The 22,195-nt window shown below is 59.1% G+C and carries 27 protein-coding genes and 1 tRNA gene; 11 read left to right on the top strand and 17 right to left on the bottom strand.

Translation table 11 applies throughout. The features are described 5' to 3' along the window. The first annotated feature begins 7 nt into the window (after positions 1-7). Positions 8-331 (top strand): hypothetical protein, encoded by a 324-nt coding sequence (locus LU688_RS06925; RefSeq protein WP_023628675.1) that lies wholly within the window; start codon positions 8-10, stop codon positions 329-331. A 316-nt stretch (positions 332-647) separates the two neighbouring features. On the opposite strand, the gene LU688_RS06920 is transcribed toward LU688_RS06925, so the two are convergent. Then, complete coding sequence (locus tag LU688_RS06920; RefSeq protein WP_038705586.1) at positions 648-872, bottom strand: hypothetical protein; 225 nt, start codon at positions 870-872, stop codon at positions 648-650. 67 nt (positions 873-939) lie between these two features. Then, positions 940-1,221 carry a hypothetical protein gene (locus LU688_RS06915; RefSeq protein ID WP_023628677.1) on the bottom strand — a complete coding sequence of 94 codons (282 nt, stop codon included), beginning with the start codon at positions 1,219-1,221 and terminating at the stop codon, positions 940-942. Positions 1,222-1,413: 192 nt separating this feature from the next. Here LU688_RS06915 and LU688_RS06910 point away from each other — a divergent pair, with 192 nt between their 5' ends. The 5 genes from LU688_RS06910 to LU688_RS06890 are packed head-to-tail and all read left to right on the top strand — an operon-like array spanning position 1,414 to position 6,035. Beyond that, positions 1,414-1,833 carry a TIGR03757 family integrating conjugative element protein gene (locus LU688_RS06910; RefSeq protein ID WP_023628678.1) on the top strand — a complete coding sequence of 140 codons (420 nt, stop codon included), beginning with the start codon at positions 1,414-1,416 and terminating at the stop codon, positions 1,831-1,833. After that, the gene (locus LU688_RS06905) at positions 1,833-2,768 is read left to right on the top strand and encodes a TIGR03756 family integrating conjugative element protein (protein ID WP_038707443.1); all 936 of its coding nucleotides are present in this window, start codon (positions 1,833-1,835) and stop codon (positions 2,766-2,768) included. Before LU688_RS06910 ends, LU688_RS06905 begins: the two co-directional genes overlap by 1 nt. Positions 2,769-2,788: 20 nt before the next feature. Continuing rightward, the gene (locus tag LU688_RS06900) at positions 2,789-4,150 is read left to right on the top strand and encodes an integrating conjugative element protein (protein ID WP_023628680.1); all 1,362 of its coding nucleotides are present in this window, start codon (positions 2,789-2,791) and stop codon (positions 4,148-4,150) included. A 2-nt stretch (positions 4,151-4,152) separates the two neighbouring features. Then, complete coding sequence (locus LU688_RS06895) at positions 4,153-4,509, top strand: hypothetical protein (protein WP_023628681.1); 357 nt, start codon at positions 4,153-4,155, stop codon at positions 4,507-4,509. Next, a complete protein-coding gene (locus LU688_RS06890; RefSeq protein WP_023628682.1) occupies positions 4,506-6,035 on the top strand; it encodes a conjugal transfer protein TraG N-terminal domain-containing protein in 1,530 nt (509 codons plus the stop codon). The genes LU688_RS06895 and LU688_RS06890 overlap by 4 nt, the downstream gene beginning before the upstream one ends. A gap of 39 nt (positions 6,036-6,074) precedes the next feature. Here LU688_RS06890 and LU688_RS06885 read toward each other — a convergent pair whose 3' ends face one another. Continuing rightward, on the bottom strand, positions 6,075-6,425 hold the full coding sequence (locus tag LU688_RS06885) for a hypothetical protein (RefSeq protein ID WP_023628683.1): 351 nt from the start codon (positions 6,423-6,425) through the stop codon (positions 6,075-6,077). A 113-nt stretch (positions 6,426-6,538) separates the two neighbouring features. On the opposite strand from LU688_RS06885, the gene LU688_RS06880 reads away from it, so the two are divergent. From LU688_RS06880 to LU688_RS06860, 5 genes are all read left to right on the top strand, one after another. Then, complete coding sequence (locus tag LU688_RS06880) at positions 6,539-6,820, top strand: type II toxin-antitoxin system ParD family antitoxin (protein WP_070086529.1); 282 nt, start codon at positions 6,539-6,541, stop codon at positions 6,818-6,820. Further along, a complete protein-coding gene (locus LU688_RS06875; protein WP_306277862.1) occupies positions 6,747-7,178 on the top strand; it encodes a type II toxin-antitoxin system RelE/ParE family toxin in 432 nt (143 codons plus the stop codon). Before LU688_RS06880 ends, LU688_RS06875 begins: the two co-directional genes overlap by 74 nt. 113 nt (positions 7,179-7,291) lie before the next feature. After that, on the top strand, positions 7,292-8,239 hold the full coding sequence (locus LU688_RS06870; RefSeq protein WP_023628686.1) for a hypothetical protein: 948 nt from the start codon (positions 7,292-7,294) through the stop codon (positions 8,237-8,239). A gap of 94 nt (positions 8,240-8,333) precedes the next feature. Then, a complete protein-coding gene (gene mobH / locus LU688_RS06865; protein WP_028690576.1) occupies positions 8,334-10,229 on the top strand; it encodes a MobH family relaxase in 1,896 nt (631 codons plus the stop codon). Next, positions 10,226-11,479 carry a site-specific integrase gene (locus tag LU688_RS06860; RefSeq protein ID WP_023628688.1) on the top strand — a complete coding sequence of 418 codons (1,254 nt, stop codon included), beginning with the start codon at positions 10,226-10,228 and terminating at the stop codon, positions 11,477-11,479. Before mobH ends, LU688_RS06860 begins: the two co-directional genes overlap by 4 nt. Positions 11,480-11,817: 338 nt before the next feature. Here LU688_RS06860 and LU688_RS06855 read toward each other — a convergent pair. The 14 genes from LU688_RS06855 to LU688_RS06790 form a co-directional block, all read right to left on the bottom strand. Then, a tRNA-Lys gene (locus LU688_RS06855) sits at positions 11,818-11,893 on the bottom strand. A 61-nt stretch (positions 11,894-11,954) separates the two neighbouring features. Next, positions 11,955-12,629, bottom strand: a complete 675-nt coding sequence (gene queC, locus LU688_RS06850; protein WP_050704481.1) for a 7-cyano-7-deazaguanine synthase QueC — start codon at positions 12,627-12,629, stop codon at positions 11,955-11,957. Positions 12,630-12,639: 10 nt separating this feature from the next. Further along, entirely contained in the window at positions 12,640-13,287 is a 648-nt protein-coding gene (gene queE / locus LU688_RS06845; RefSeq protein WP_094010354.1) for a 7-carboxy-7-deazaguanine synthase QueE, read from the bottom strand. Positions 13,288-13,447: 160 nt separating this feature from the next. Further along, positions 13,448-14,257 (bottom strand): tol-pal system protein YbgF, encoded by an 810-nt coding sequence (gene ybgF / locus LU688_RS06840; RefSeq protein WP_023628691.1) that lies wholly within the window; start codon positions 14,255-14,257, stop codon positions 13,448-13,450. A gap of 6 nt (positions 14,258-14,263) precedes the next feature. Then, positions 14,264-14,761, bottom strand: a complete 498-nt coding sequence (gene pal / locus LU688_RS06835) for a peptidoglycan-associated lipoprotein Pal (protein WP_008090230.1) — start codon at positions 14,759-14,761, stop codon at positions 14,264-14,266. 54 nt (positions 14,762-14,815) lie between these two features. Then, positions 14,816-16,066, bottom strand: coding sequence for a Tol-Pal system beta propeller repeat protein TolB (gene tolB, locus LU688_RS06830; RefSeq protein WP_201754910.1), 1,251 nt, complete (start codon positions 16,064-16,066; stop codon positions 14,816-14,818). 47 nt (positions 16,067-16,113) lie between these two features. Further along, positions 16,114-17,190 (bottom strand): cell envelope integrity protein TolA, encoded by a 1,077-nt coding sequence (gene tolA, locus LU688_RS06825; RefSeq protein WP_094010089.1) that lies wholly within the window; start codon positions 17,188-17,190, stop codon positions 16,114-16,116. Next, positions 17,190-17,642: a protein TolR gene (gene tolR / locus LU688_RS06820; protein WP_023628694.1), complete on the bottom strand. Its 453-nt coding sequence runs from the start codon at positions 17,640-17,642 to the stop codon at positions 17,190-17,192. The genes tolA and tolR overlap by 1 nt, the downstream gene beginning before the upstream one ends. 14 nt (positions 17,643-17,656) lie before the next feature. Next, the gene (gene tolQ / locus LU688_RS06815) at positions 17,657-18,352 is read right to left on the bottom strand and encodes a protein TolQ (RefSeq protein ID WP_023628695.1); all 696 of its coding nucleotides are present in this window, start codon (positions 18,350-18,352) and stop codon (positions 17,657-17,659) included. Between the two features lie 2 nt (positions 18,353-18,354). Further along, positions 18,355-18,807: a tol-pal system-associated acyl-CoA thioesterase gene (gene ybgC, locus LU688_RS06810; RefSeq protein ID WP_023628696.1), complete on the bottom strand. Its 453-nt coding sequence runs from the start codon at positions 18,805-18,807 to the stop codon at positions 18,355-18,357. A 125-nt stretch (positions 18,808-18,932) separates the two neighbouring features. Then, the gene (gene ruvB / locus LU688_RS06805; RefSeq protein ID WP_023628697.1) at positions 18,933-19,979 is read right to left on the bottom strand and encodes a Holliday junction branch migration DNA helicase RuvB; all 1,047 of its coding nucleotides are present in this window, start codon (positions 19,977-19,979) and stop codon (positions 18,933-18,935) included. Beyond that, on the bottom strand, positions 19,976-20,593 hold the full coding sequence (gene ruvA / locus LU688_RS06800) for a Holliday junction branch migration protein RuvA (RefSeq protein WP_023628698.1): 618 nt from the start codon (positions 20,591-20,593) through the stop codon (positions 19,976-19,978). The genes ruvB and ruvA overlap by 4 nt, the downstream gene beginning before the upstream one ends. A 108-nt stretch (positions 20,594-20,701) precedes the next feature. Then, the gene (ruvC, locus tag LU688_RS06795; protein ID WP_023628699.1) at positions 20,702-21,226 is read right to left on the bottom strand and encodes a crossover junction endodeoxyribonuclease RuvC; all 525 of its coding nucleotides are present in this window, start codon (positions 21,224-21,226) and stop codon (positions 20,702-20,704) included. Positions 21,227-21,359: 133 nt separating this feature from the next. Beyond that, positions 21,360-22,112, bottom strand: a complete 753-nt coding sequence (locus LU688_RS06790; protein ID WP_023628700.1) for a YebC/PmpR family DNA-binding transcriptional regulator — start codon at positions 22,110-22,112, stop codon at positions 21,360-21,362. Between the last annotated feature and the right edge of the window lie 83 nt (positions 22,113-22,195).

The raw sequence follows: 22,195 nt of genomic DNA, 5'->3' as shown, positions 1-22,195 counted from the left end.
CAGGGTAATGATCAAGATCACGGTCTCCCGCATCGACAATAATGACGAAGAAAGCAATCTACCAAGCAGGTTCTTCCCAAGCGCAGGCTCTGGCCATGGATGGTTTCAGCTTGAGTCGACCGGGGAAGAATTCCCCTCACACGATGAGCTGAGCTGGGCTCTCCAGGAGTGGAACGACGACTGCGTGCTCATGGACTATGACGCGACCACAGGCAAAGGTCGGTTCGTAATAGTCGACTGGTATGCCCCAGCGCCCGGGACCGTGATCGAGCTGCAGCTCGATATGAACCTGGAAGAACTTGATCCAGGTGACGAGGAATGGTTCGACTAGTTCACATTCTTGTAACGACCTGAGATCCGAGGGGAACGGACTTCCCTTCGCCCAGTCTCTGTCGGTGTGATTGTGGAGGTGAACGGGATGATGGAACTACAAGGTTTCGCCAGTAGACACAGCTTTTTGAGTGTTCAACTTGAAAAGCTCTATCAGCAGCTATCCGACTCACACGATGCCGTCGGCTTGTCGGCCTCCGTGACGCAACTCAACAACGATATTTGTGAACTGCAGCGGGATGTCATGGAGGCAGTAATACTTCGAAACCGATCATCCGCCGCAGTGACTTGGGCATCAGCGACCGGATACCCACAACTCACTCACGCTCTCGACGATCATGAGGATCTGGAGGAAGTGTGATGGTCAGCGTGAAACTACCGGTGAGACCCTGACGCAGTTCCTGAGGCATCCAATAGGCAAACTGCACCAGCCACGCGCCATCCTGCAGGCGATGGGTCTCCTGCCGAAACTTCTCAACCGATGCCTCATCAATCCCAAGAATGGCCGCCACTTCTTGGTTGGTGGGTATGGCGTCCTTCACCAGCCTGCCTCCTTGCGTCAAACCGGTATAGAAAATACTCCAGTGCCACCTGAGCGCCATCAACCGCTTATCGGTTGGCGAGTTTATCGCTCTCAATCCAAGAATGAGCGCGTTTAAGGGCCCAGGTCATCGCAGCCGTCATAGTCTGCCCTTTGCAGTCCATATGGCCCTCTTCGAGCAAAAGCTTTCCATCCAGAGCATAGATACCGAGAAATAGCTGAGTCAGGTGCTCGCGAGAGACCCGCACCTGAATGTTAATGAGGGAGCCGTCGGCCATCCGCTCATCGAAGTTCCTGAAGTGCAGATCGGGATCCGCCCACTCCCAGAATACTTGTCCTCTTTTGCGCATGTCCGTTCCAGTGTAAGTGCTGATCCGGGCAGTATGGAGTCACCTCAACGAGTCTGCCAGACCGAAAACGCCTCGCTTACGCCCGTGTGGGGATTCACCGAGAAATCCAAGTACCGTCAGATATCTATTTCCTACTGCGCCTGGCGGGCCGATCCGTTTTCCTGTACCCGTCCCCACTTCAGGTGCAGCCTCATGTTCAATATCCCCCCGCCTTCATCGCGAGTGATCCCGTTGTTCGTCGCCGCGCTGGCCACCGGTACCGCGCATGCCGAGACCTGGGCCATCACAGACGCGGCGCACCCACTCACCTCCGTACCGGCAGATGTGCGTGTCATCAAGCTCGATGATCAACAGCGCATCGAGGAGCAGTTGTCCAGGAAGCTACCACCCAACCCGCACCAAGCCGCGCTCGCCGCTAGGCAACTAATGGGCACGCCGGCCGGAGCTGCCCTTATGCAACAGCTAGCTGCCGCTCAGCAGGGCAATGCCGATGCCTGGAGTGTTGGGGTCTCGAAGGTGCCGGCAGTCGTTGTCGATCGCCGGTTTGTGATCTACGGCCAACCCGACGTGGCTGCTGCCATTCAGGCAATCAACCAGGCAAGGGGACGATGATGAGACGAATCTCGCGACTCACCTTGGCTGGGCTTCTAACCTCGGCGCTACCTTTCTCAGCCTACGCGGCCATCAGCTCAGCGGCGATTCTCGCCTCCACCACCTCGCCTACCTGCTTGGAATACAAAGTAGTCGGCATCTGCTACTGGCTGCTCTGCACACCCGTTGGCTGCACGGTCAAAACCTCAACCAAAGTCCGGCACTACATTCCGGACGCAGTGGTATCCGCCTATGCCAACACAGGGGGGAATCCGTGGACAGAGGTAAGCCCCATGGGGGCGCCGAATGCGACGGCGCAAGCCGGTAATGATGGGACTACCAACCACAACGCCGAGAACAACATCACCAAGTTCAAGGAGGCTGACGTCATCGGCCACCCTGGAGCTGCGGTATTCAGCCGATTTGTAAGCTCTTTTGGCTATTCCTGCCACGGCGCGACGACCCCCTACGTGCCCTACATGCTCAGCACCCTGGACACCCTCGCATGGCGGTACGGGGTTCCCGAATCCGTCTATCCAGAGGCCCTGATCCCCGGCATGCGGGAGGTCGGTGGACTTCTCTCGGCCGACATGTGGGGGAGCGTCTACCCACGGAGCGGGTTCATCCACCAGGTCGACGACTTCAAGGCCGGTGCAGTCATCGCCCAGCGTGCCGGTGACATCACGACGCGGGTAGGACAACCCCACGTATACCTGCCTATGCGCTCCCTGCCGGAGCCTGGCTACTGGCCTGCCGGGGAACTGAAAGAAGGTGATGCCAGCACAGGCAAGTGGCAGGAGCTGACGCCAACCATCAGCCCTACCTGCGCCGTGTTCCCCTCCCCTGGCCCGAATGCCGATGCAGTCGACGAAGCCTATGCCTGGGCCCTGTGGCGGCCCTATTCATGCTGCCAGCGCAAAGGCCAGACCTTCCTGGGAAGCACTGACTTCCAATGAGATAAGACCTGGAGAGCTATATGAACAAATTTACCATCGCCATCATTCTCGCTACTGGCATGGGCAGTACCTGGTGTATGGCTGAGGCCGCCGACCCAATCAAGGTGGAGTCCCAGGGCAGCGTGATCGGGGACGACGTGCTCTACAGTATCGGCGGCGGCAGCGCTGTCCAGATGGGCAGCGCTGGCCAGATGGAAAGCATCACCGTCGGCGCCGGCTGGCAGAACAACCTGGTCTGCGGAAACATGGACCTCAGCAACACCCTGCAGAACCAGCTGAACGGCGCAACACAGGGCTTCCAACAGATCATGGGCAGCGTCATCCAGAACGCGACCGGCGCTGTCACGTCGTTGCCGGCACTGATCCTGCAGCGGGCAAATCCCGCCCTCTACAACCTGCTGACCAACGGGATCCTGCAGGCGCGCCTCGACTACGACCGATCGAAGGGAACCTGCAGGGCGATGGCCGAACGGATGGCCGACATTGCCGGCGGCCAGATGGGGTGGGGCAAGGTTGCCGAAGGTCAGAAGATGGGGCAAGCCCTGGCATCGAGCAACGATGCCGTGGCAGTGGTCGACAAGGTCGAGCAAGCACCAGGATCGAACGGCGTGACTTGGGTCGGCGGTAAACAGGCCGGTGGCAATGGGCAGCAGCCCATCAAAGTGGTTGGGGATGTTGCCAAAGCAGGCTACAACCTCCTCAACAATCGCGCAGCTCAGGACACCTCGAGCATCCCGCAGTCCAGCTGCTCCAATGGACTGGTATGCGGCAGTTGGGAGTCTCCGGCCGAAGCCGCCCAGTTCGCAAACCGGGTCCTGGGTGAACAGCAGCTACAGACCTGTGAAGGATGCACGACTACATCGACTCCGGGTGTGGGCTTGACCCCGCTGATCCAGGAAACATACGACAAGAAGCTCGCGGCCCTGCAGGAGCTCTTGAAGCCCGGGACCCAGATCACCTCCGAGAAGCTGCGTGAAGCAAGCAGTGACTCCCTCCCCATTACCCGCGGCGTAGTTACTGCCCTTCGTGACGAGCGGGATCAGGCGGTGTTGGCCTCCCGCCTGGCATCCGAGGTCGCCTTGGCTGATGTCCTGGAGAAAGGTCTGCTGCTGCAGCGCATGCTGATTACAGGCAGCAAGGAACCCAACGTGAATGCGAACAAGCTCGCCGTTGAGGCCACACTCGGCCAGGTCGACACGCTTCAGCAACTCATCACCAACCTCAAGACCGAGCTCGACATGCGGCAGCAGCTCGCCAACAACTCTCCGATGAAGATCATCGAGCGCAGCAAGTCGCGCGCCGAAAGTTCCCGCTCGATCTACGAAGCGGCGCCTGAACAGGATCGCCTGATTCAGCTGCAGAAGCCTGCCGGCAAGGAGTGACCATGGCGGAAGATGTCGAGAAAAAAGCCCACCCCCTCAAAGTCCTCCTGGGAGGCGTGTTATTGAGCGTGGTGATGCTGTTGCTGAGCGTGTTGCTCGGCGTCATCGCGGTCAATCATCTGGGCGTGTTCGACACCTGGTTGAAGTGGCGTGAGGGCAATTACCTGCCACTGTTGCTATGGCGACTCGCCCTCTATGGCAGCATCGTCTTCGCGTGGGTGAAGCTCAAGGCGCGTCTGCCTGGGAGCGACGAAGATCAGTCGTCCAAGGGGGTTCAGCGGATCGAGTTCCTGGTACTCCTGTTGTTCGTGATCATCGAGATCTCGAAGGCGCCAATCACCTGGTCGGAGGTCCTATGACGCTCTATACGAACGACTACCTCGAGTATTACCTCACCCTGGTAGGGTGGATCATCAACAACGGGATCTGGGACATGATTTCGGACACGGGCCTTTTCGCCCTGCCCTTTATCATCATCGTGGCCCGTGAGTGGATCAAAGTCCGAGGAGAAGGCGCTGACGAGGGCAACAAGGGGGTGCTGTCCCTGGCTCGCATTGAAACCCAGCTGTACGTTGGGTATGTGGTTGTTTCACTGTGTGCTGTGCCAGCCATCTCCGTGGGATTTGACACTCTGCAGTTCGACCAGGCGCGAGGGAAGCAGTGCCAGGTACTGACGCCGGCGCCCTCGGAGACAGGCTGGAACACCACCTTCAGCTCGTTGGCCGGCAAGAGCGCGAAGGTGCCGGTGTGGTGGGCGCTCGTACACGCGCTGTCCAAGGGGTTGAATAGCGGCGCTGTTGCAGCAATCCCCTGCGGTACAGATCTCAGGCAAATGCGCATGGAGGTCGACGCGATGAGGATCGGCAATCCTCTGCTCGCGCAGGAGGTGGCAGACTTCACCCATGATTGCTTCGGCCCTTCCCGCGCGCGCCTGTTCATGCGTCAGCCCGACATTGGGTCGATCGCCAAAGACCAGAAGGCCCTACAGGACCTGAACTGGATCGGGTCCCACTACCTGCTGAACACGGCTGGTTACTACGACACGGATTACTCCAGAACACCCCGTACATCCTGGCCGTATGACACGAAACGAGATGATGGCATGCCCCAGGTTACCGGTGGTGGTGGGTATCCCACTTGCAAACAGTGGTGGTCTGACGGGAACATCGGCCTGCGGGACCGACTGAAAGCCCAAGTCGATCCTAGTTTGCTGAACCAGTTCCTCGGGTGGGCAAAGTGGCTGTCCCAGGAGGAAGTCACCGACTCGATGATTCGCCAGCTCGTGTCGCCTTCTAGCCAGGTCAACGGCGACGTCTACACCGATTATGGTGGACAGGTCGATGGAACCGTCTGGAACGGCCTTGCACGTGCAGGCGGAACATTGGGGGTCGCCGTCGGGTCGCTGGCCTTCTTCCCGGCGATGGACATGGTGCGCCAAGCCTTACCGATGGTAGTGGCCTTCCTCAAGATGGCCATGGTCATCAGCATTCCACTGGTGCTGATAATCGGTGCGTATCAACTGAAAGTTGCCATGACCATGTCAGTAACAATGTTCGCGTTAATATTTGTAGACTTTTGGTTCCAACTGGCAAGATGGGTCGACAGCACAATCATCGACGTTTTGTATGGTTCGGGCTCACCACACCTATCCTTTGATCCAGTGATGGGCTTGAACACCACCACTCAAGACGCGATTCTGAACTTCGTCATGGGTTCGATGTTCATCATCCTCCCGACCTTCTGGATAGTTGCTCTCGGCTGGGCTGGAGTGCAAACAGGGACGATCCTTAACGGTCTAACCAAAGGAACCGACGCTGTAGGAAAAGCTGGCAGCGAAGGGGGACAAATGGCTCAGAAGGCAGTGAAGTCAATCGGTGGGCAGTAGCGTTGATAAAAGCTTGGTCCTTTACTGAGACCAAGCTTTTCAAGGAAGATCCCGATCAAGACCGTCAGTACGCTCGCCCCACATATTGAGAGGGCAGCCCATAACTCCGTCCCGACCATAGGGGGCTTCTTTATCCTCGGAGAACATATCAACCTTATCCAGGTCAGCTTTGGAAAGTGCGTACAGGCCGAGAGCAAGTGAAATGACCGTCAGCAGCACCGACATAAGCCAGCTTATCGAGTTGGCTAAAATGAGCGCAATTACCATGGCGAGGACTACCCGCTTAACCCAACGGACTGTCGGATTCAAGTCATGCATGCAGAAGCGCGCCACACCTCCCAGGGCCCGGCCTAAGCGGAAGGCAATCGAGTGTTTGGCGGCTGCAGTCATGATTCAATCTCCTTGCCCTATGAGAGCATCTTGCCATCAGATATACGACAGCTTTGGCATTTTCGCAAGGGGTATGGCATAAAACGCCATCACCACTCATCAGGTTCACATCCATGGCCACCCACAATGTCGTCGTTCCACAGCCAATGGAGCAGTCCATTGATGACCTAGTCAGCACGGGTCGTTACCAGAACTTCAGCGAGGTCGTGCGTGCAGGCATCCGGATGCTGCTTGAGCATGAAGCAGCTGAGGCAGCCAGACTCGAAGCGCTGCGCAACGCAACATCAGTGGGCATCATGCAGGTCGAAGCAGGCCAATACGATGAAATCGATCCGGCCAATCTGGCAGCCTACCTCAATAATCTTGGAAGACTGGCGGGCGAAAAGCATGAGTAGGGCCATGGTTCGCATGTCCCCCCAGGCATGCATCGACATCGCCGATACGCTTCGCTTCACTGAGGTGAGGCTCGGTCAGTCCGTCAGGAGTCGGTATCAAGACCTGCTACAGCAGACGTTCCTCGCCCTAGCTGAACAGCCGACGCCGGTAGACAGCAAAATGCGTGATGAGCTTTCCCCGGGCCTTCGTAGCCTGCATCTGTCATTCAACGTGCTGCAGATGACTGACGGCCGCGTGATTAGACCTCGACATATCGTGTTCTACCGAGCTGGGACAGATCAAATCGTTGAGATACTACGAGTCCTCCACGATGCTATGGAGGTCGCACAGAATTTGAAACACCTGCATCAGCAGTAAAGGGTAAATGGCTCAACAGAAAATGGGCTTGAATGGATAATGGAATGGATCACAAGGGTAAAAGCCTTACCTGAAAGGGCCCAAAAACTGAAAGGGCGTCAAGGAGTTAGTCGATGAGTTTCTTAGGGAAAATGGTCCGCCTTGCGACGGTACACCCCCCGTTCATAAACAGCATGAGCAAGGACTTTAGAGACGAAGCAAATGCAGCTTTCGCCGCAAAGCTTAAACGTAGCAAGTTATACATGATCGGGGCTAGGCCACGGACAGAGTTTGGCGATGTACGAATCGTCGACACAGTAAATGACATTGCCCGGATAGAAATTAAGTTAGCAGGAGAGACAGTTGACTGGGGCTATATTAATCTGCAAGCAAATGTACCCCTTGGGGGAGCGGTACATGCGGCCTGGGACGACCAAATAATTCAGATCGGACACAACCGTCCAGGTCCTGGTGAGAAGATGCACTCACACACCTGGTATACCCCCGATTCAGTATACTGGGAAAAATCTAGGGGGAACCCAAACTTACAAGGATTCAACAATCACGCCATTGTTTGCAACTACGACCTACTTTATGTTGGGATAGCAAACAAGCAGGATAGTTTCGAGCGACTGCTAAATAAAGCTCATCAAGGTCGTGTTGAGATCCTTACAGAAGAACAGATTCGCTACCCAACCCCATCGAATCGAGTTTCAGACGAAATCGTATTATTCTTCTTCGACATTGATCCACTTATTATTCAGACATGGGCGCCTGAGGATGAAATGGATGACATGGTTTTGGATATTAATAGCTCGCGCACTATAGCAGATGCCGAAAAAGCATTTGTTAGCCTACTGAAACCCGAGTACAACAATGTTCAATTCAAAGAGTATCCAAGAGGAAAGGATGGCCTTTACGGTTCGGGCTTCAACGTCTATCAATACGTAATATTTGAAAATTTCACTTTTAACACACCATCTGGAACGTTTAATGGCTCAAGAAACGAATTTGGGCTGGGTAGCTCCGGGCACACCATCGTCGTAGAGGGGGACAACGTGACCCTCTACCCTCCCGAATGATGGCCATCTGCCAAGAAATCCGTTCCCCTCGGAATTCGCTTTACCGTTGATGCCATCTTGGCATTAAGAGAAAAGCCCGCTCCATGCACACCCCATGGAGCACCCTATGCAACTCCTCTCCTGGTTGAGCCGCAAACCGGCTAAACCAACACCAGAAGCCTCACCACAGGGCTTCCATCTGCCGGCGAAGGCTACTGCTCTCCTGCAGAGCCCACTCCGTCAGCAGCTCCTGGAGAACATCTGGCGCCGGGCTTCGCTCTCACGAGCTCAGTTCAATACCCTCTACCTTAAACCGCTCGAGCGCTACGCTGAGCTGGTGCAGCTGCTCCCTGCCTCTGAAAACCATCACCATGCCCACCTTGGCGGACTCCTGGACCACGGCCTGGAGATCGTGGCCTATGCCCTAAAGATCCGGCAGACGCACCTTCTGCCAATAGGCGCTCCACCGGAGTCCCAATCCGCTCAAGCAGAAGCCTGGACTGCAGCGGCCGCCTACGGCGCGTTGCTACACGACTTGGGGAAGATCGCTGTTGACCTCCGCGTCGAGCTCGAAGATGGCCGCGCATGGCACCCATGGCACGGCCCGATCAACCGCCCCTACCGGTTCAAGTATGTGAAAGGTAGGGAGTACCAACTGCACGGGGCTGCTTCAGCTCTTGTGTACATGCAAGTCCTGGACACCGGAATCCTGGACTGGCTCAGCGGTTTCCCTGAATTATGGAAGCAACTGATCTACCTTCTCGCCGGCCAGTACGAGCACGCCGGCATCCTCGGCGAAATGGTGATCCAGGCGGATAAAGCTTCCGTTGCCCAGCAACTGGGAGGCAATCCTGAACGCGCGCTGGCGGCCCCAAAGCAATCGCTGCAGCGACAACTGGCCGACGGTCTGCGATTCCTGGTGCGAGAAAAACTCAAGCTCAATCAGCCAGATGGACCGGCAGATGGTTGGCTGACGCAAGATGCGCTTTGGCTGGTGAGTAAGCCAGCAGCAGACCAGCTCCGGGCATACTTGCTGACCCAGGGTATTGAGGGAGTGCCAACCTCCAATGCTCCGTTCTTCAACATGCTGCAGGACCAGGCAATCATCCAGACCAATGCCCAGGATAAGGCGATCTGGAAAGCCACCATCGATAACGGCCGCGGTTGGAAGAACAGCTTCACCTTCTTAAAGGTCTCGCCGGTACTCGTCTGGCCGAATCCGGACGAACGCCCCCCTCTATACGGTGGCAGCCTCACCCTGGACCAGGAACCGGAGACAGTCGCGCAGGCGGGCACCAGTGCGGAAACCGTCTGTGCGGTACCGGATGAGCCAGTCGCCCCCTCGGGCGATGCAACTCAACCGCCGGCACGACCTCGAGCCCTAGTCCAGCCAACTCCAACCGAAGGGATCCGATCATCTGAGCGCGAAGAATTACTGTCACTGTATAGTAATATCACTGCGCCATCAGAAGAGCTAAGTGCTAGCCCAGGCTCAGCAGCCGCCTCCCCTCCTCAGCAAGGACTCGAAGAGGTAGAGCCGGCTGACGATTCTCTAGCAGCCACAGCAAGGAATGCTGCAATAAAAGATGTCACCACCATGCCTACGAGTAGTTCGCTGGGAGGAGCTTTCATCGCCTGGCTCAAAGCCGGGGTCGCCTCCCACAAATTGATCATCAACGATACCAAGGCCCTGATTCACACCGTCGACGACACAGCAATGCTCGTTACCCCTGGGATCTTCAAGCGATATGTGCTTGAGCACCCGGAGCTTGAGAGGATCGTCGGTAAACCGGGGACAGCGGCCTGGCAGCATGTACAACGCGCATTTGAGAAAGAGAAGAGCCACCAGAAAACCAGCAAGCAGCTGAACATCTGGACCTACGATGTAGTAGGCCCACGGAAGACCACGCAGCTGAGGGGCTACTTGCTTCTTGATCCGAAGCTGATCTTTGCTGAGCAGCCCCTGAACAACCCAAGCTTGCGACGAGTGACGGAAGGGGCCGCTGAATGACGCCCCAGAAATTGCTCCGGGAATACCTCGTCGATCACGACCTCCGGCCTGCCAGCGCGAAAATCTACGGCGCGGCAATGAAGAAGCTGGAAAAGAACTTCGGTAACGCTGTTGATGTGGAGACCATCGATCGACGGGACGTCCTTGCCTTAAGGAACAAGCTGATTGAAGGAGGTCTGTCGAAGCGCAGCTGGAACACTTACTCCAATCACCTCCGAACAATATGGGGGTACGGCATCGAGTACGGGATTCTTCCCAACACCGATGTGAACCCATTCAAGAAGACGACGGTAATTGCACCGAAGCGACAGAGCAAAATCATTGCCGGCGAAGCGATCGTCCGTGCAAGGCGGTGGCTCAGAAGTCTTGCTGACCAGGAGGAGTCGACTGGGGACCGGGCCAGAATCACACCAGCGTGGTTCTGGCTGGCAACTTTCGAGATGTTCTACTACACCGGCATACGGCTGAATGCACTGCTATGCATCCGGCTCAAGGATGTGGACTGGGATCGACGGCTGGTTCTCGTCCGCGGCGAAACCGAAAAAACACACCGCGAGTTTCGCATTCCCATCATGGATGGGCTAGCGCCGCACATTCAGCGCCTCGTCGATGAAGCTCGTCGAGCGGGCTTTGCCGCCGATGACCAGCTGTTCAACGTCAATCGTTTCTCCCGCCATTACAAGCGGCATGAAATGAACTCGGACCAGGTCGAGGCGATGTACAAGAAGCTGATCATCAGGCTCGGGGTGCGGATGACTCCGCACCGGTTCAGGCACACGCTTGCAACCGATCTGATGAAGCAGCCGGAAAGAAACATCCACCTGACCAAGAACCTGCTGAACCATTCGAACATCGCAACCACTATGAGCTACATCGAAGCCGACTATGACCACATGCGAGACGTACTGCACGAGCGCAGCATGCAGCAGGGGGCATTGAGGCTTGTACGTCGGGTGGATGAATGTAGTGCACCAAATTCGCGTCCTGGTGAAAGCGGTACCCGCACAGAGCCTGGTCGACGAATAACGATCGAAGAAGATGATCAAGGAGGTGGCTGCTCGGCACCAGAACGTCTGCTGATTGAGTTCAGGCAGAGCTGTGCCAGTGCTTTGCTACCGCCCGAAGATCTCTTTCAACCAAGCCTTCTGTTCAGCCTGATGGCATCGACAACAGGGTCTACACCTTTTGCTCGATCTCATTCTGCTGTCGCAGGCACTGTGTACAACGCCCGTGCCTCCCCGAAGTTCTGAACCGACGAATGGCAATGAGCCACTACATGGTTAGCTGAAGCAGGGCAGATAGCACATAACTGTTCCAGGTCACTGGTGCTAGGAAACTGGCGCCATGCCTTTGGCTGCGCGTGTTTTGGAGACGTCGCGAAGCGAGGTTTCGCGGAGGTGAGCAGCCCGCAAATCCCCTAAGTCATTGAGTTTTTTGGCCCAGGAACGAAAAAGCCCGCCATAAGTGGCGGGCTATTCCATATTGACATCACGCCGAAGCGAGCCTAAGGTTCGCTCCAGACGGCTGCAAGACTAGACATGGCTGTGGCAAGCCCCCCTCTCTAGCACTCACGAACCGCTGTGAATAATGGTGGGTCGTGTAGGATTCGAACCTACGACCAATTGGTTAAAAGCCAACTGCTCTACCAACTGAGCTAACGACCCGTTGGATGGCGCGTATATTACTGATTTCTCAGAAGAATTCAACACCCAATCGCAACTTTTTTCAAAAATACCGAGTGGGGTCCTCTACGCCGGCGGCCTTGAATCCATCAGCGCGCAAGCGGCAGCTGTCGCACTTGCCGCAAGCACGCCCGTCATCATCGGCCTGGTAGCAAGAAACGGTCAGACTGTAGTCCACGCCACGGGCGATACCCGCCTGGACGATCTGCGCCTTGCTCAGGTTCTGCAGTGGCGCCTGAATACGGAAGCCCTGCCCTTCCACCCCGGCCTTGGTAGCCAGGTTGGCCATGCGCTCGAAGGCCTCGACGAACTCCGGGCGGCAGTCCGGGTAGCCGGAATAGTCCACGGCGTTGACGCCGATGAAGATGTCACGAGCTTCAAGCACTTCCGCCCAGCCCAGCGCCAGAGACAGGAACACGGTGTTGCGAGCCGGCACGTAGGTGACCGGGATCCCTTCGCTCGGCGCCTCAGGCACATCGATGCTGCTGTCGGTCAGGGCCGAGCCACCGATGCCATCGAGGTTCAGGCCGATCACCTTGTGCTCGACCACGCCCAGGTCACGGGCAACCCGTGCCGCGGCGTTGAGCTCGGCGCGATGGCGCTGGCCGTAGTCGAAGCTCATGGTGTAGCACTGGTAGCCGTCGGCCTTGGCCATGGCTACCACAGTGGCCGAATCCAGGCCACCGGACAGCAGGATTACCGCGCGTTTGTCAGTCATGTCTTTCTCCTCAGCGTCCAGGTTCGTCGTTCCACAGCAGCTTGTGCAGCTGCAGCTGGAAGCGCACGGGCAGGTTGTCGGCGACGATCCAGTCGGCCAGGTCGGTGGCGCTCACCTGATGGTGGCTGGGCGAAAACAGCACTTCACCGGCGCGCTCGGCCAGGTTGTACTGGATCAGCTTGGAAACCGCCCAATCGTAGTCCTCGCGAGAACAGATGACGAACTTGACCTGATCGTTGCCGGTCAGCAGCTCGATATTCTCGTAGCGATTGCGGTGAGACTCCTCGGAGCCTGGAGTCTTGAGATCGACCACACGGCTGACCCTTGTGTCGACACCACTTATATCGAGGGCGCCACTGGTCTCCAGCGACACTTCATAACCGGCGTCGCACAGCTGTTGCAGCAGAGGCAGCGCGTTGGGCTGTGCCAATGGCTCGCCGCCGGTCACGCAAACATAGCGCGGTTTGAAGCCGGCCACCTGCTCTAGGATGGACTCGAGGGTGCGGATAGTGCCGCCATTGAATGCATAGGCACTGTCACAGTACTGGCAGCGCAGGGGGCAACCGGTCAGGCGCACGAAAACCGTGGGCAGCCCGGCCGTTCGCGTTTCACCCTGCAACGAGTAAAACACTTCGGTGATGCGTAATGTGTCTTGCATGATCGCCACGGGCGTGACAGCTGAACAGGCTGTCCGCCTCCGTCAGGCACTGTCGCGGACTCGACAAAGCGTTATCCGCGGCAGCGTGTTTACGAAAAAAGGGCCGTGATTCTAACGAAAAAACCCGCGACAAGCGCGGGTTTCTTCTTCAACGGATCGTTCAAAGCTTTTGCAGGTCGCGTTGCGCCAGTTGCGCGGCGGAAGTGCCGGGGTACTGGGTGATGACCTGCTGCAGGATACCCTTGACCTTGTCGGTGTGGCCCATGCGGCGCTCGACGTCGGCCAGCTTGTACAGCGAATCCGGCACCTTGCTGTGTTTCGGGTACTTCTGGCCGACCTCGGCGAACGCCTGGCTGGCGCCTTGCAGGTCGCCCTTGGCCAGGTTGACCTCGCCAAGCCAGTACTGGGCATTGCCGGCGTACTGACTGTTGGGGTATTTGCGCAGGAAGGCGTTGAAGGCCTGGCTGGCCTTGTCGAAGTCCTTCTGCTTGATCAGGTCGAAAGCGGCGTCGTAATACAGCTTCTCTTTCGCCGGATCGCCCGGCTCGCTGCTCGCGGCCGGTGGCTGCGCGGCATTGGCGCCGGCGGCCGCACCCGTGGCTGCGCTGTTCGCGCCACCGGTGGAAGAATTGTCTGGAGTCGCGGCAGGCGCGGCACCGCTGCTGATGCGGCGGTCGAGATCCTGGTAGCGCTCGAGGTTTTCCTGCTTCATGCGCGACACATCGTTCTGCAGCTCTTCGATGATGCCCTGCTGGCGGGAAATCTGGTCCTGCATCTGCTGCAGCTGCATGAACAGCTGGCCATTAGCAGAAGCAGGGGCCGAAGCCCCTGCTCCGGCATAGGCGCCGCTCGTGCCATAACCCGCGGGTGGATAACCACCCGCGTTGTCATCTACTACGGGAACCGCAGCCCACGCCGAAAGGGGCAGGCTGAGTGCGAGGACGGTTACAGCACGACGGCACATACGCATAGGAACTTACTTACGCAGTTCTACGCGACGGTTCTGAGCCCAGGACTGCTCGTCGTTGCCGGTGGCAACTGGACGCTCTTCGCCGTAGGAAACCAGTTCCAGTTGAGCAGGGGAAACGCCCTGCAGAACCAGGTAGCGCTGAACGGCCTTGGCACGACGCTCACCCAGAGCCATGTTGTACTCGCGGGTGCCGCGCTCGTCGGTGTTGCCTTCCAGGACAACGCGGTTGCCGTTGGACTTCAGGTCCTTGGCGTGAACGTCCAGAGCGCGCATGGCTTCTGGCTTCAGGTCCGAGCTGTCGTATTCGAAGTAGAAGGTGGTGATTGCGCGCAGGGCGGCTTCTTCGCTCAGGGAACCGTCGACAGCGCCAGTGTTGGCACCGTAGCCAGCGTTCGGATCAACAGCGCCTTCACCAGCGTTGTCGCCGCCTTTCGAGGAGCAACCTACAGCTACAGCCATGGCCAGAGCCAGCGCAGCGAATTTACCAAACTTCAGCATTTCCATCGTGAAACTCCTAATGAAACCCCAGTGTGTTAAGCAAAACGTGTTACGCCGCAATCAGTTCAGGTAAGGGGACCAGGACGGTTCTCTGACTTCGCCTTGAGCGGTAGGAAGCGGGAGCCTCACGCGGCCGTTAAGCGACACGAGCATCAAGACTCCCCGGCCCTGCTGGCGGGTGGCGTAGATTAGCATGGTGCCGTTTGGCGCAACAGTGGGAGACTCATCAAGACTGGTCTCGGAGAGAATCTTTACACTTCCACGTTGCAGGTCCTGCGCGGCCACCTTGAAGTTGGTGAAACCCTGCTGGCGATGGATCATCACCAGGGTCTTTTCGTCCGCCGAAAGTTTCGGGTTGGCGTTGTAGTTACCCACGAATGTCACGCGCTCGGCACCACCACCACCGACCGACTGTTTGTAGATCTGCGGCTTGCCGCCACGGTCGGAGGTGAAGTACAGGGTGTTGCCATCCTTGCCCCAGAACGGCTCGGTATTGATACCTGGGCCGGCGGTGACACGGCTGATCTGGCGCGAAGCCACGTTCATCACATAGATGTCCGGGTTGCCGTCTTTCGACAGCACGAACGCCAGGCGGGTGCCGTCAGGCGACCAGGCGGGAGCGCCGTTCAGGCCTTCGAAGTTGGTGATCTGCTCGCGGCGACCGGTGTCGATGTGCTGGATGAAGATGCGCGGGCGCTTCTGCTCGAACGAGACATAGGCGATACGCTTGCCATCCGGCGCGAAACGTGGCGACAGGATCGGTTCACGCGACTGCAGCAGGGTTACTGCACGGGCACCGTCGTAGTCCGAACGCTGCAGGGTGTAGCGGGTGTTATTGGTCGAGAAGCGCTCGGCGGTCACGTACAGCATGCGGGTGGAGAACGCACCCTTGATGCCGGTGAGCTTCTCGAACGACTGGTCGGCGATGTAGTGCGACATGTCGCGTAGCTGGTCGACGCCACCGGCCACGCTGCCGGTCAGGACCTGCTGCTCGGTGGCGACATTGAACAGGGCGTACTGCACCTGCAGGCGACCACCAGCCGGCACGATGCTGCCGACCATGACGTACTGGGCGCCCAGCGCTTTCCAATCACGGAAGATCACTTCGCTGGCCTGGCTTGGCTGGCTGATCATGTTCTGCCGCGGGATCGGCGCGTAGTAGCCGGAGTTGCGCAGGTCGTTGCCGATGATATCGGCCATGTCTTCCGGCAGCACGCTGCCGCCCTGGACACCGAACGGCACTACCGCAATTGGCGTTGCCCGGTCGCTACCGCTTGTGACCAGGATGTTCTTTTCCTCTGCCATCGCCATGCCTGCCACACAGCAGAGCAAGACCAGGAGTCCTCTCAGACGTTTAATCACAACGCTAGATCCTCAGGTGTAAATGTCATCTTGAATGAACGATACGGATTGAAATCGCTCGGCTTCAAGCCCTGCATCTCGGTCAACCGACCAATGTTCTTAACTGCGGCCACGGCCGAGCTATCGAACGGACCGTCACCACTGGACTTGGCCACACTCACGTTGGTGATGGTGCCGTCCGGCAGCATGTTGATCTGCAGAACTACCGTCATGCCCTTGCGCGCGGATGGCGGACGCGCCCAACCTTCGGCCGCGCGCATGCGAATCAAATCGTCGAAGTCGCCGGCCACCTGGTCACCCTGCTCGTCGGCCAGCGCCTGCTGCCGTTCGGTGGTGTCGGACAACAGCTCGGCGAGTGCCTGGGCCTTCTTGTCTTCCGCCGCCTTGCGGGCCGCTTCCTGTGCCTTTTTCTTCTGGGCGTCTGCAGCGGCCTTTTTCTTGGCCTCTTCAGCTGCCTTCTTCTTCGCGTCCTCGGCCGCCGCTTTCTTCTTGGCGTCCTCGGCTGCTTTTTTCTTCGCGTCTTCGGCGGCTTTCTTCTTCGCCTCTTCCGCGGCCTGTTTCTTGGCTTCTTCCTCGGCCTTCTTCTTGGCTTCGTCCTCAGCCTTCTTCTTGGCGATGTCGGCCTGCTGTTTCTCGGCGGCCTTTTTCGCTTCCTCGGCTTTCTTGGCCTCGGCGGCTTTCTTCTGCTCGGCGGCCTTCGCGGCGTCTTCGGCTTTCTTCGCCTCGGCGGCTTCGCGAGCCTCCTCGGCCTTTTGAGCGGCGTCGGCTTTCTTTTGTTCCGCGGCCTTCACGGCCTCCTGCTCGACCTTCTTCTGCTCCAGCTGTTCGACCTCGGTCTGGCGCGAGGCGGTTTTCTTCGCCTCCCCGGCAATCTTCTGATTGGTCTGGGTGGTCGCCTGACTCTTGGACTTGAGCTGGTACAGCGTGGCCTGGACGATAGGCTTGGAGGGCGGCAGCTCGGGCGTCATGGCAAAGCTGACGAACAGCATGCCGAACACCAGCACGTGCAGCGCAATGGCCCAGACACTGGGCCAGAAGTAGCTTTCCGAGGCGGATGGCTCTCGCTGTTGCATCAGGGCGCCTCGGTAATCAGGCCAACGTTACCGACACCGGCCTTCTGCAACCCGCCCATGGCGCCCATCACCGCACCGTAGTCGACAGCCTTGTCGCCACGGATGAAGACCTGGGTCTGCTTGCCCTGGTCACGACCGGCGGCGATGATCTTGGTCACCGCGCTGGTCATTTCCGGCAAGGTCATGGCCTTGTCCATCTGCTTGTCGGTGTCGACTTCGCTGCCGAGGTTCCAATAGTAGGTCTTGTCGGCCTTGATCGAGATGGTCAGGACCTGGACGTTGTTGTCCTGCGGCAGGGCTTCGCTGGAAACCTTGGGCAGGTCCACCTTCACGCCCTGGTTGAGCATCGGGGCGGTCACCATGAAGATAACCAGTAGCACCAGCATCACGTCGATGTAGGGCACCACGTTCATCTCGGCGACCGGCTTGCGTTTGTGGCGAACTCGGGCCATGGGTTTCTACCTGATCACTCTTCGCTGGTGTGTACTTTGCGGTGCAGGATCGCCTGGAACTCGTCGGCGAACGTGTAGTAGCGCCCGATCAGCACTTCACTGCGCGCGGCAAAACGGTTGTAGGCGATAACAGCCGGGATCGCGGCGAACAGGCCGATCGCAGTGGCGATCAGCGCCTCGGCAATGCCCGGGGCCACGGTGGCCAGGGTGGCTTGCTGGGCGCTGGCCAGGCCACGGAAGGAGTTCATGATGCCCCATACGGTACCGAACAGACCGATGTACGGGCTGGTGGAACCGACAGTGGCCAGGAACGGCAGGCTCTGCTCGAGCTTTTCTTCCTCGCGGGAGATGGCCACGCGCATGGCACGCCCTACCCCTTCCATGACCGCGTCCGGGTCGACACCTGGTTGCTGGCGCAGGCGCGAGAATTCCTTGAAGCCGGCACGGAAGACCTGCTCGACACCCGAGTCCGGGTCAGGGTTGCTGCCCGCCTGGCGGTACAGCTTGGACAGGTCGATGCCCGACCAGAAGCGCTCTTCGAAAGCGTCCAGTGCACGACGACCGGCGCGCAGCATGGTGCTGCGCTGGAAGATCATGATCCAAGAGGTCACCGAGGCTGCCACGAGGGTCAGCATTACCAGCTGAACCACGACACTGGCATTGGCGACCAGGCTCCACATGGAGGTATGGTCGACGACGTTTGCTTCCACGCTTATTCTCCTGCGTTCGATTGAGTACCCGTGCCGTCCGCCAGGAAGGCGTCGCGCAGTTCTGGGGGAATGGCCCGGGGTTTGAAAGTGTCGGCGCGCACGGCGGCCACCAGGAACTGCCCCTCGCAGAGCAGCACTTCATCCTTTGCTCGCCACACCTGCTGCACGAAGCGCAGGCTGGCACGATTCAATTCAAGTACTTGCGCGGTTACCCGCAGCTCGTCGTCCAGGCGGGCCGGCGCGTGATAGCGCGCCTCGCTGGAATGGACCACGAACAGCAAGTTGTCCTGCGCCAGCTGGGCCTGGGAGAACCCCAGGTGACGCAGCCGCTCGGTGCGTGCGCGCTCCATGAATTTGAGGTAGTTGACGTAATACACCACGCCACCGGCGTCGGTATCCTCGTAATAGACGCGACAGCGGTGTGCGAACGGTTCCAGCCCATTTTGCGCGCGCATACTCTAGTGCTTACTCCTGTGCTTGCCAATCCGCTGCGGCAACTGTTTTTGCATCGATAATGTCGTATTGCCAGCGAGCCCTGGGCATGCCAGCGGTAGGACCGCAAAAATGCCGATTCGATCTGTCATTCGTCGTCTTGCGCGGCATATTCGCCACCCTCGCAGAAACGCCCGGGAATGTTGAGGCCGAAGTGCAGGTAGGCATGCCGGGTGACCACGCGCCCACGAGGGGTGCGCATGATATAGCCTTGCTGAATAAGGTAAGGTTCGAGCACGTCTTCGATGGTGTGGCGCTCCTCGCCGATCGCCGCGGCAATATTGTCGAGCCCCACCGGACCACCGTCGAACTTCTCGATCATGGTAAGCAGTAGACGCCGGTCAGAGTGATCGAAGCCACGCTCGTCGACATCCAGCAGGTTCAACGCCATGTCCGCGACCGCCTTGGTGATCTCACCCTTGCCACGCACTTCGGCAAAGTCGCGCACCCGCCGTAGCAGGCGATTGGCGATCCGCGGGGTGCCACGCGCCCGGCGGGCGATCTCGAATGCGCCTTTGTCGTCCATGGGCAAGCCGAGGATGCCGGCCGAACGGCTGACGATGGTCGCCAGGTCCCTGTCGCTGTAGAACTCCAGGCGCTGGACGATACCGAAGCGGTCACGCAGCGGGTTGGTCAGCATCCCGGCACGCGTGGTGGCGCCGACCAAGGTAAACGGAGGTAGGTCGAGCTTGATGGAGCGCGCAGCCGGGCCCTCGCCGATCATGATATCCAGCTGGAAGTCTTCCATCGCCGGATAGAGCACCTCCTCGACCACCGGCGACAAGCGATGGATCTCGTCGATGAACAGCACGTCATGCGGCTCGAGATTGGTCAGCATCGCTGCCAGGTCACCGGGCCGCTCGAGAATCGGGCCGGAGGTGCTCTTGACCGACACGCCCATCTCGTGGGCGATAATGTTGGCCAACGTGGTCTTGCCCAGACCCGGAGGACCGAAGATCAGAGTGTGATCAAGTGATTCGCTGCGCCCGCGCGCGGCCTGGATGAACAGCGACATCTGCTCGCGCACCACCGGCTGGCCGATGTACTCGTCCAGGCTCAGCGGGCGGATCGCACGATCCTGGACCTCTTCGCGGTCGCGTCCGGAGGCGGCGATCAGGCGGTCGGTCTCGATCACTTGGTAATCATCCCTTTGAGGCTGCGACGGATCAGTTCCTCACTGCTGAGGCTGGCCTTGCCCTCGATGGCGGCAATCGCCTTGCTGGCTTCCTGCGGCTTGTAACCGAGTGACACCAGGGCGCTGACCGCATCGGCCTCGGCGTTGGAAACACTGGCCACCGGCACCGGGCCGTCGGACACCAGGGCGAACATGGCCGGCGAGGTTTCCCAGGCCTTGAAGCGGTCCTTGAGCTCGACCAACAGGCGCTCGGCAGTTTTCTTGCCCACACCGGGCACTCGCACCAGAGCCGAGGCATCCTGGGCCTGGACGCAGCGCACCAGTTCGTCGGCCTCGAGCCCCGACATCAGCGCCAGCGCCAGTTTCGGGCCAACGCCATTCAGGCGGATCAGCTCACGGAACAGCTCGCGCTCGCGCTTTTCGAAGAAGCCGTACAACAGATGAGCGTCTTCACGCACCACCAGATGGGTGTGCAGGGTGACGGTCTCGCCCAGCTTGGGCAGGCGGTACAGCGTGGTCATCGGCACTTCGAGCTCATAGCCCAGGCCGTTGACGTCGATAATCAGGTGCGGCGGCTGTTTTTCCGCCAGGGTGCCACGCAAACGTCCAATCACGTTCCGATCCTTCCTCTCGGGCGCCGGTCGAAAACCGGTCCACCCTATCAGCAAATGCGCCGGGAGAGTGCTTCACCCGGACAAAATGTGTATCACCGCATGAAGCGGTTACAGACGCAAGCGTCCGCCACGGCGCCGGGCTGTCGCCAACCCGTGGGGGATAAGGCTGGAGCGGGTATGGGCATGGCACAAGGCGATGGCCAGGGCGTCGGAGGCGTCGATCTGCGGTTTCTGGGTCAGCTTGAGCAGGTGCATGACCATCATCATCACCTGCTCCTTGTTGGCGCCGCCGGTGCCGGCCACGGCCTGCTTGACCTGGCTGGCGGTGTATTCGGCGATCTCAAGGCCCGCCTCGGCGGCGGCGACGATGGCCGCCCCCCGGGCCTGGCCAAGCTTGAGCGCCGAATCGGCGTTGCGCGCCATGAACACCCGCTCGATGCCCATGGTCACCGGCTCATGTTGGCGGATTATCTCGCTGACACCGCGAAAGACGATCTGCAGACGCTCGTGCAGCTCACCGCCGCCAGTGCGTATACAGCCCGACGCCACGTACTCGCAGCCACGGGCAGTCTGGCGGACCACGCCAAAACCGGTGATGCGCGAGCCGGGATCGATACCAAGAATGAGAGTCATAGCGCCTACAAAGGTGTGCGAATTTGCCGGCCTTATCGCGGGAAAAGCCCGCCCCCACAAAGACTACACCGCAATCTGGCGCAGGCCTTGTGGGAGCGGGCTTGCCCCGCGCTACAGCCGATAGCCGAAACGATCAGCCCAGCGTTTCCATGATCTCATCGGAGATCTGTGCGTTGGAGTAGACGTTCTGCACGTCATCCAGGTCCTCGAGCATGTCGATCAGCTTGAGCACCTTCTCCGCACCGTCCTGGTCCAGCTCGGCGCTGGTGGTCGGCTGCATCACGATCTCGGCGTCGGACGCCTTGAAGCCGGCCTCTTCCAGGGCGTTGCGCACGGCATAGAAGCTGTTGAACGAGGTGAACACGTCAAAGGAGCCGTCGTCGTTGACCACCACATCGTCGGCATCGGCCTCCATCGCGGCTTCCATCAGCGCATCCTCGTCCACGTTCAACTCGGCAGCGAAGCTGATCTGCCCCTTGCGCTCGAACAGGTAGGCCACCGAACCGTCGGTACCGAGGTTGCCGCCGCACTTGGTGAAGGCATGCCGCACGGCCGCGGCAGTACGGTTGCGGTTGTCGGTCATGGCTTCGACCATGATCGCCACGCCGCCCGGGCCGTAACCCTCGTAGCTGAGCTCTTCGACGTTGTCGCTTTCGTTGGTGCCGGCACCGCGGGCCACGGCGCGATCGATGATGTCGCGGCTCATGTTGGCACCCAGGGCCTTGTCCAGCGCCAGGCGCAGGCGCGGGTTGGACGCCGGATCACCACCACCTTGCTTGGCAGCGACGGTCAGTTCGCGGATCCACTTGGTGAAGATCTTGCCTCTCTTGGCATCCTGGCGTTCTTTGCGGTGCTTGATGTTCGCCCACTTGGAATGACCGGCCATAACGACTCCAAATCCTTGAAACAGAAACAGGTTCCGCCCCGAAGGGCGGAACGTGAAGAATCCTGCGCCTCAAGCGCGGGGGC

The sequence above is a fragment of the Pseudomonas soli genome (assembly GCF_021283165.2).
GTDB classification, from domain to species: domain Bacteria; phylum Pseudomonadota; class Gammaproteobacteria; order Pseudomonadales; family Pseudomonadaceae; genus Aquipseudomonas; species Aquipseudomonas soli.
This window is presented reverse-complemented; position numbering and strand designations above follow the sequence as displayed.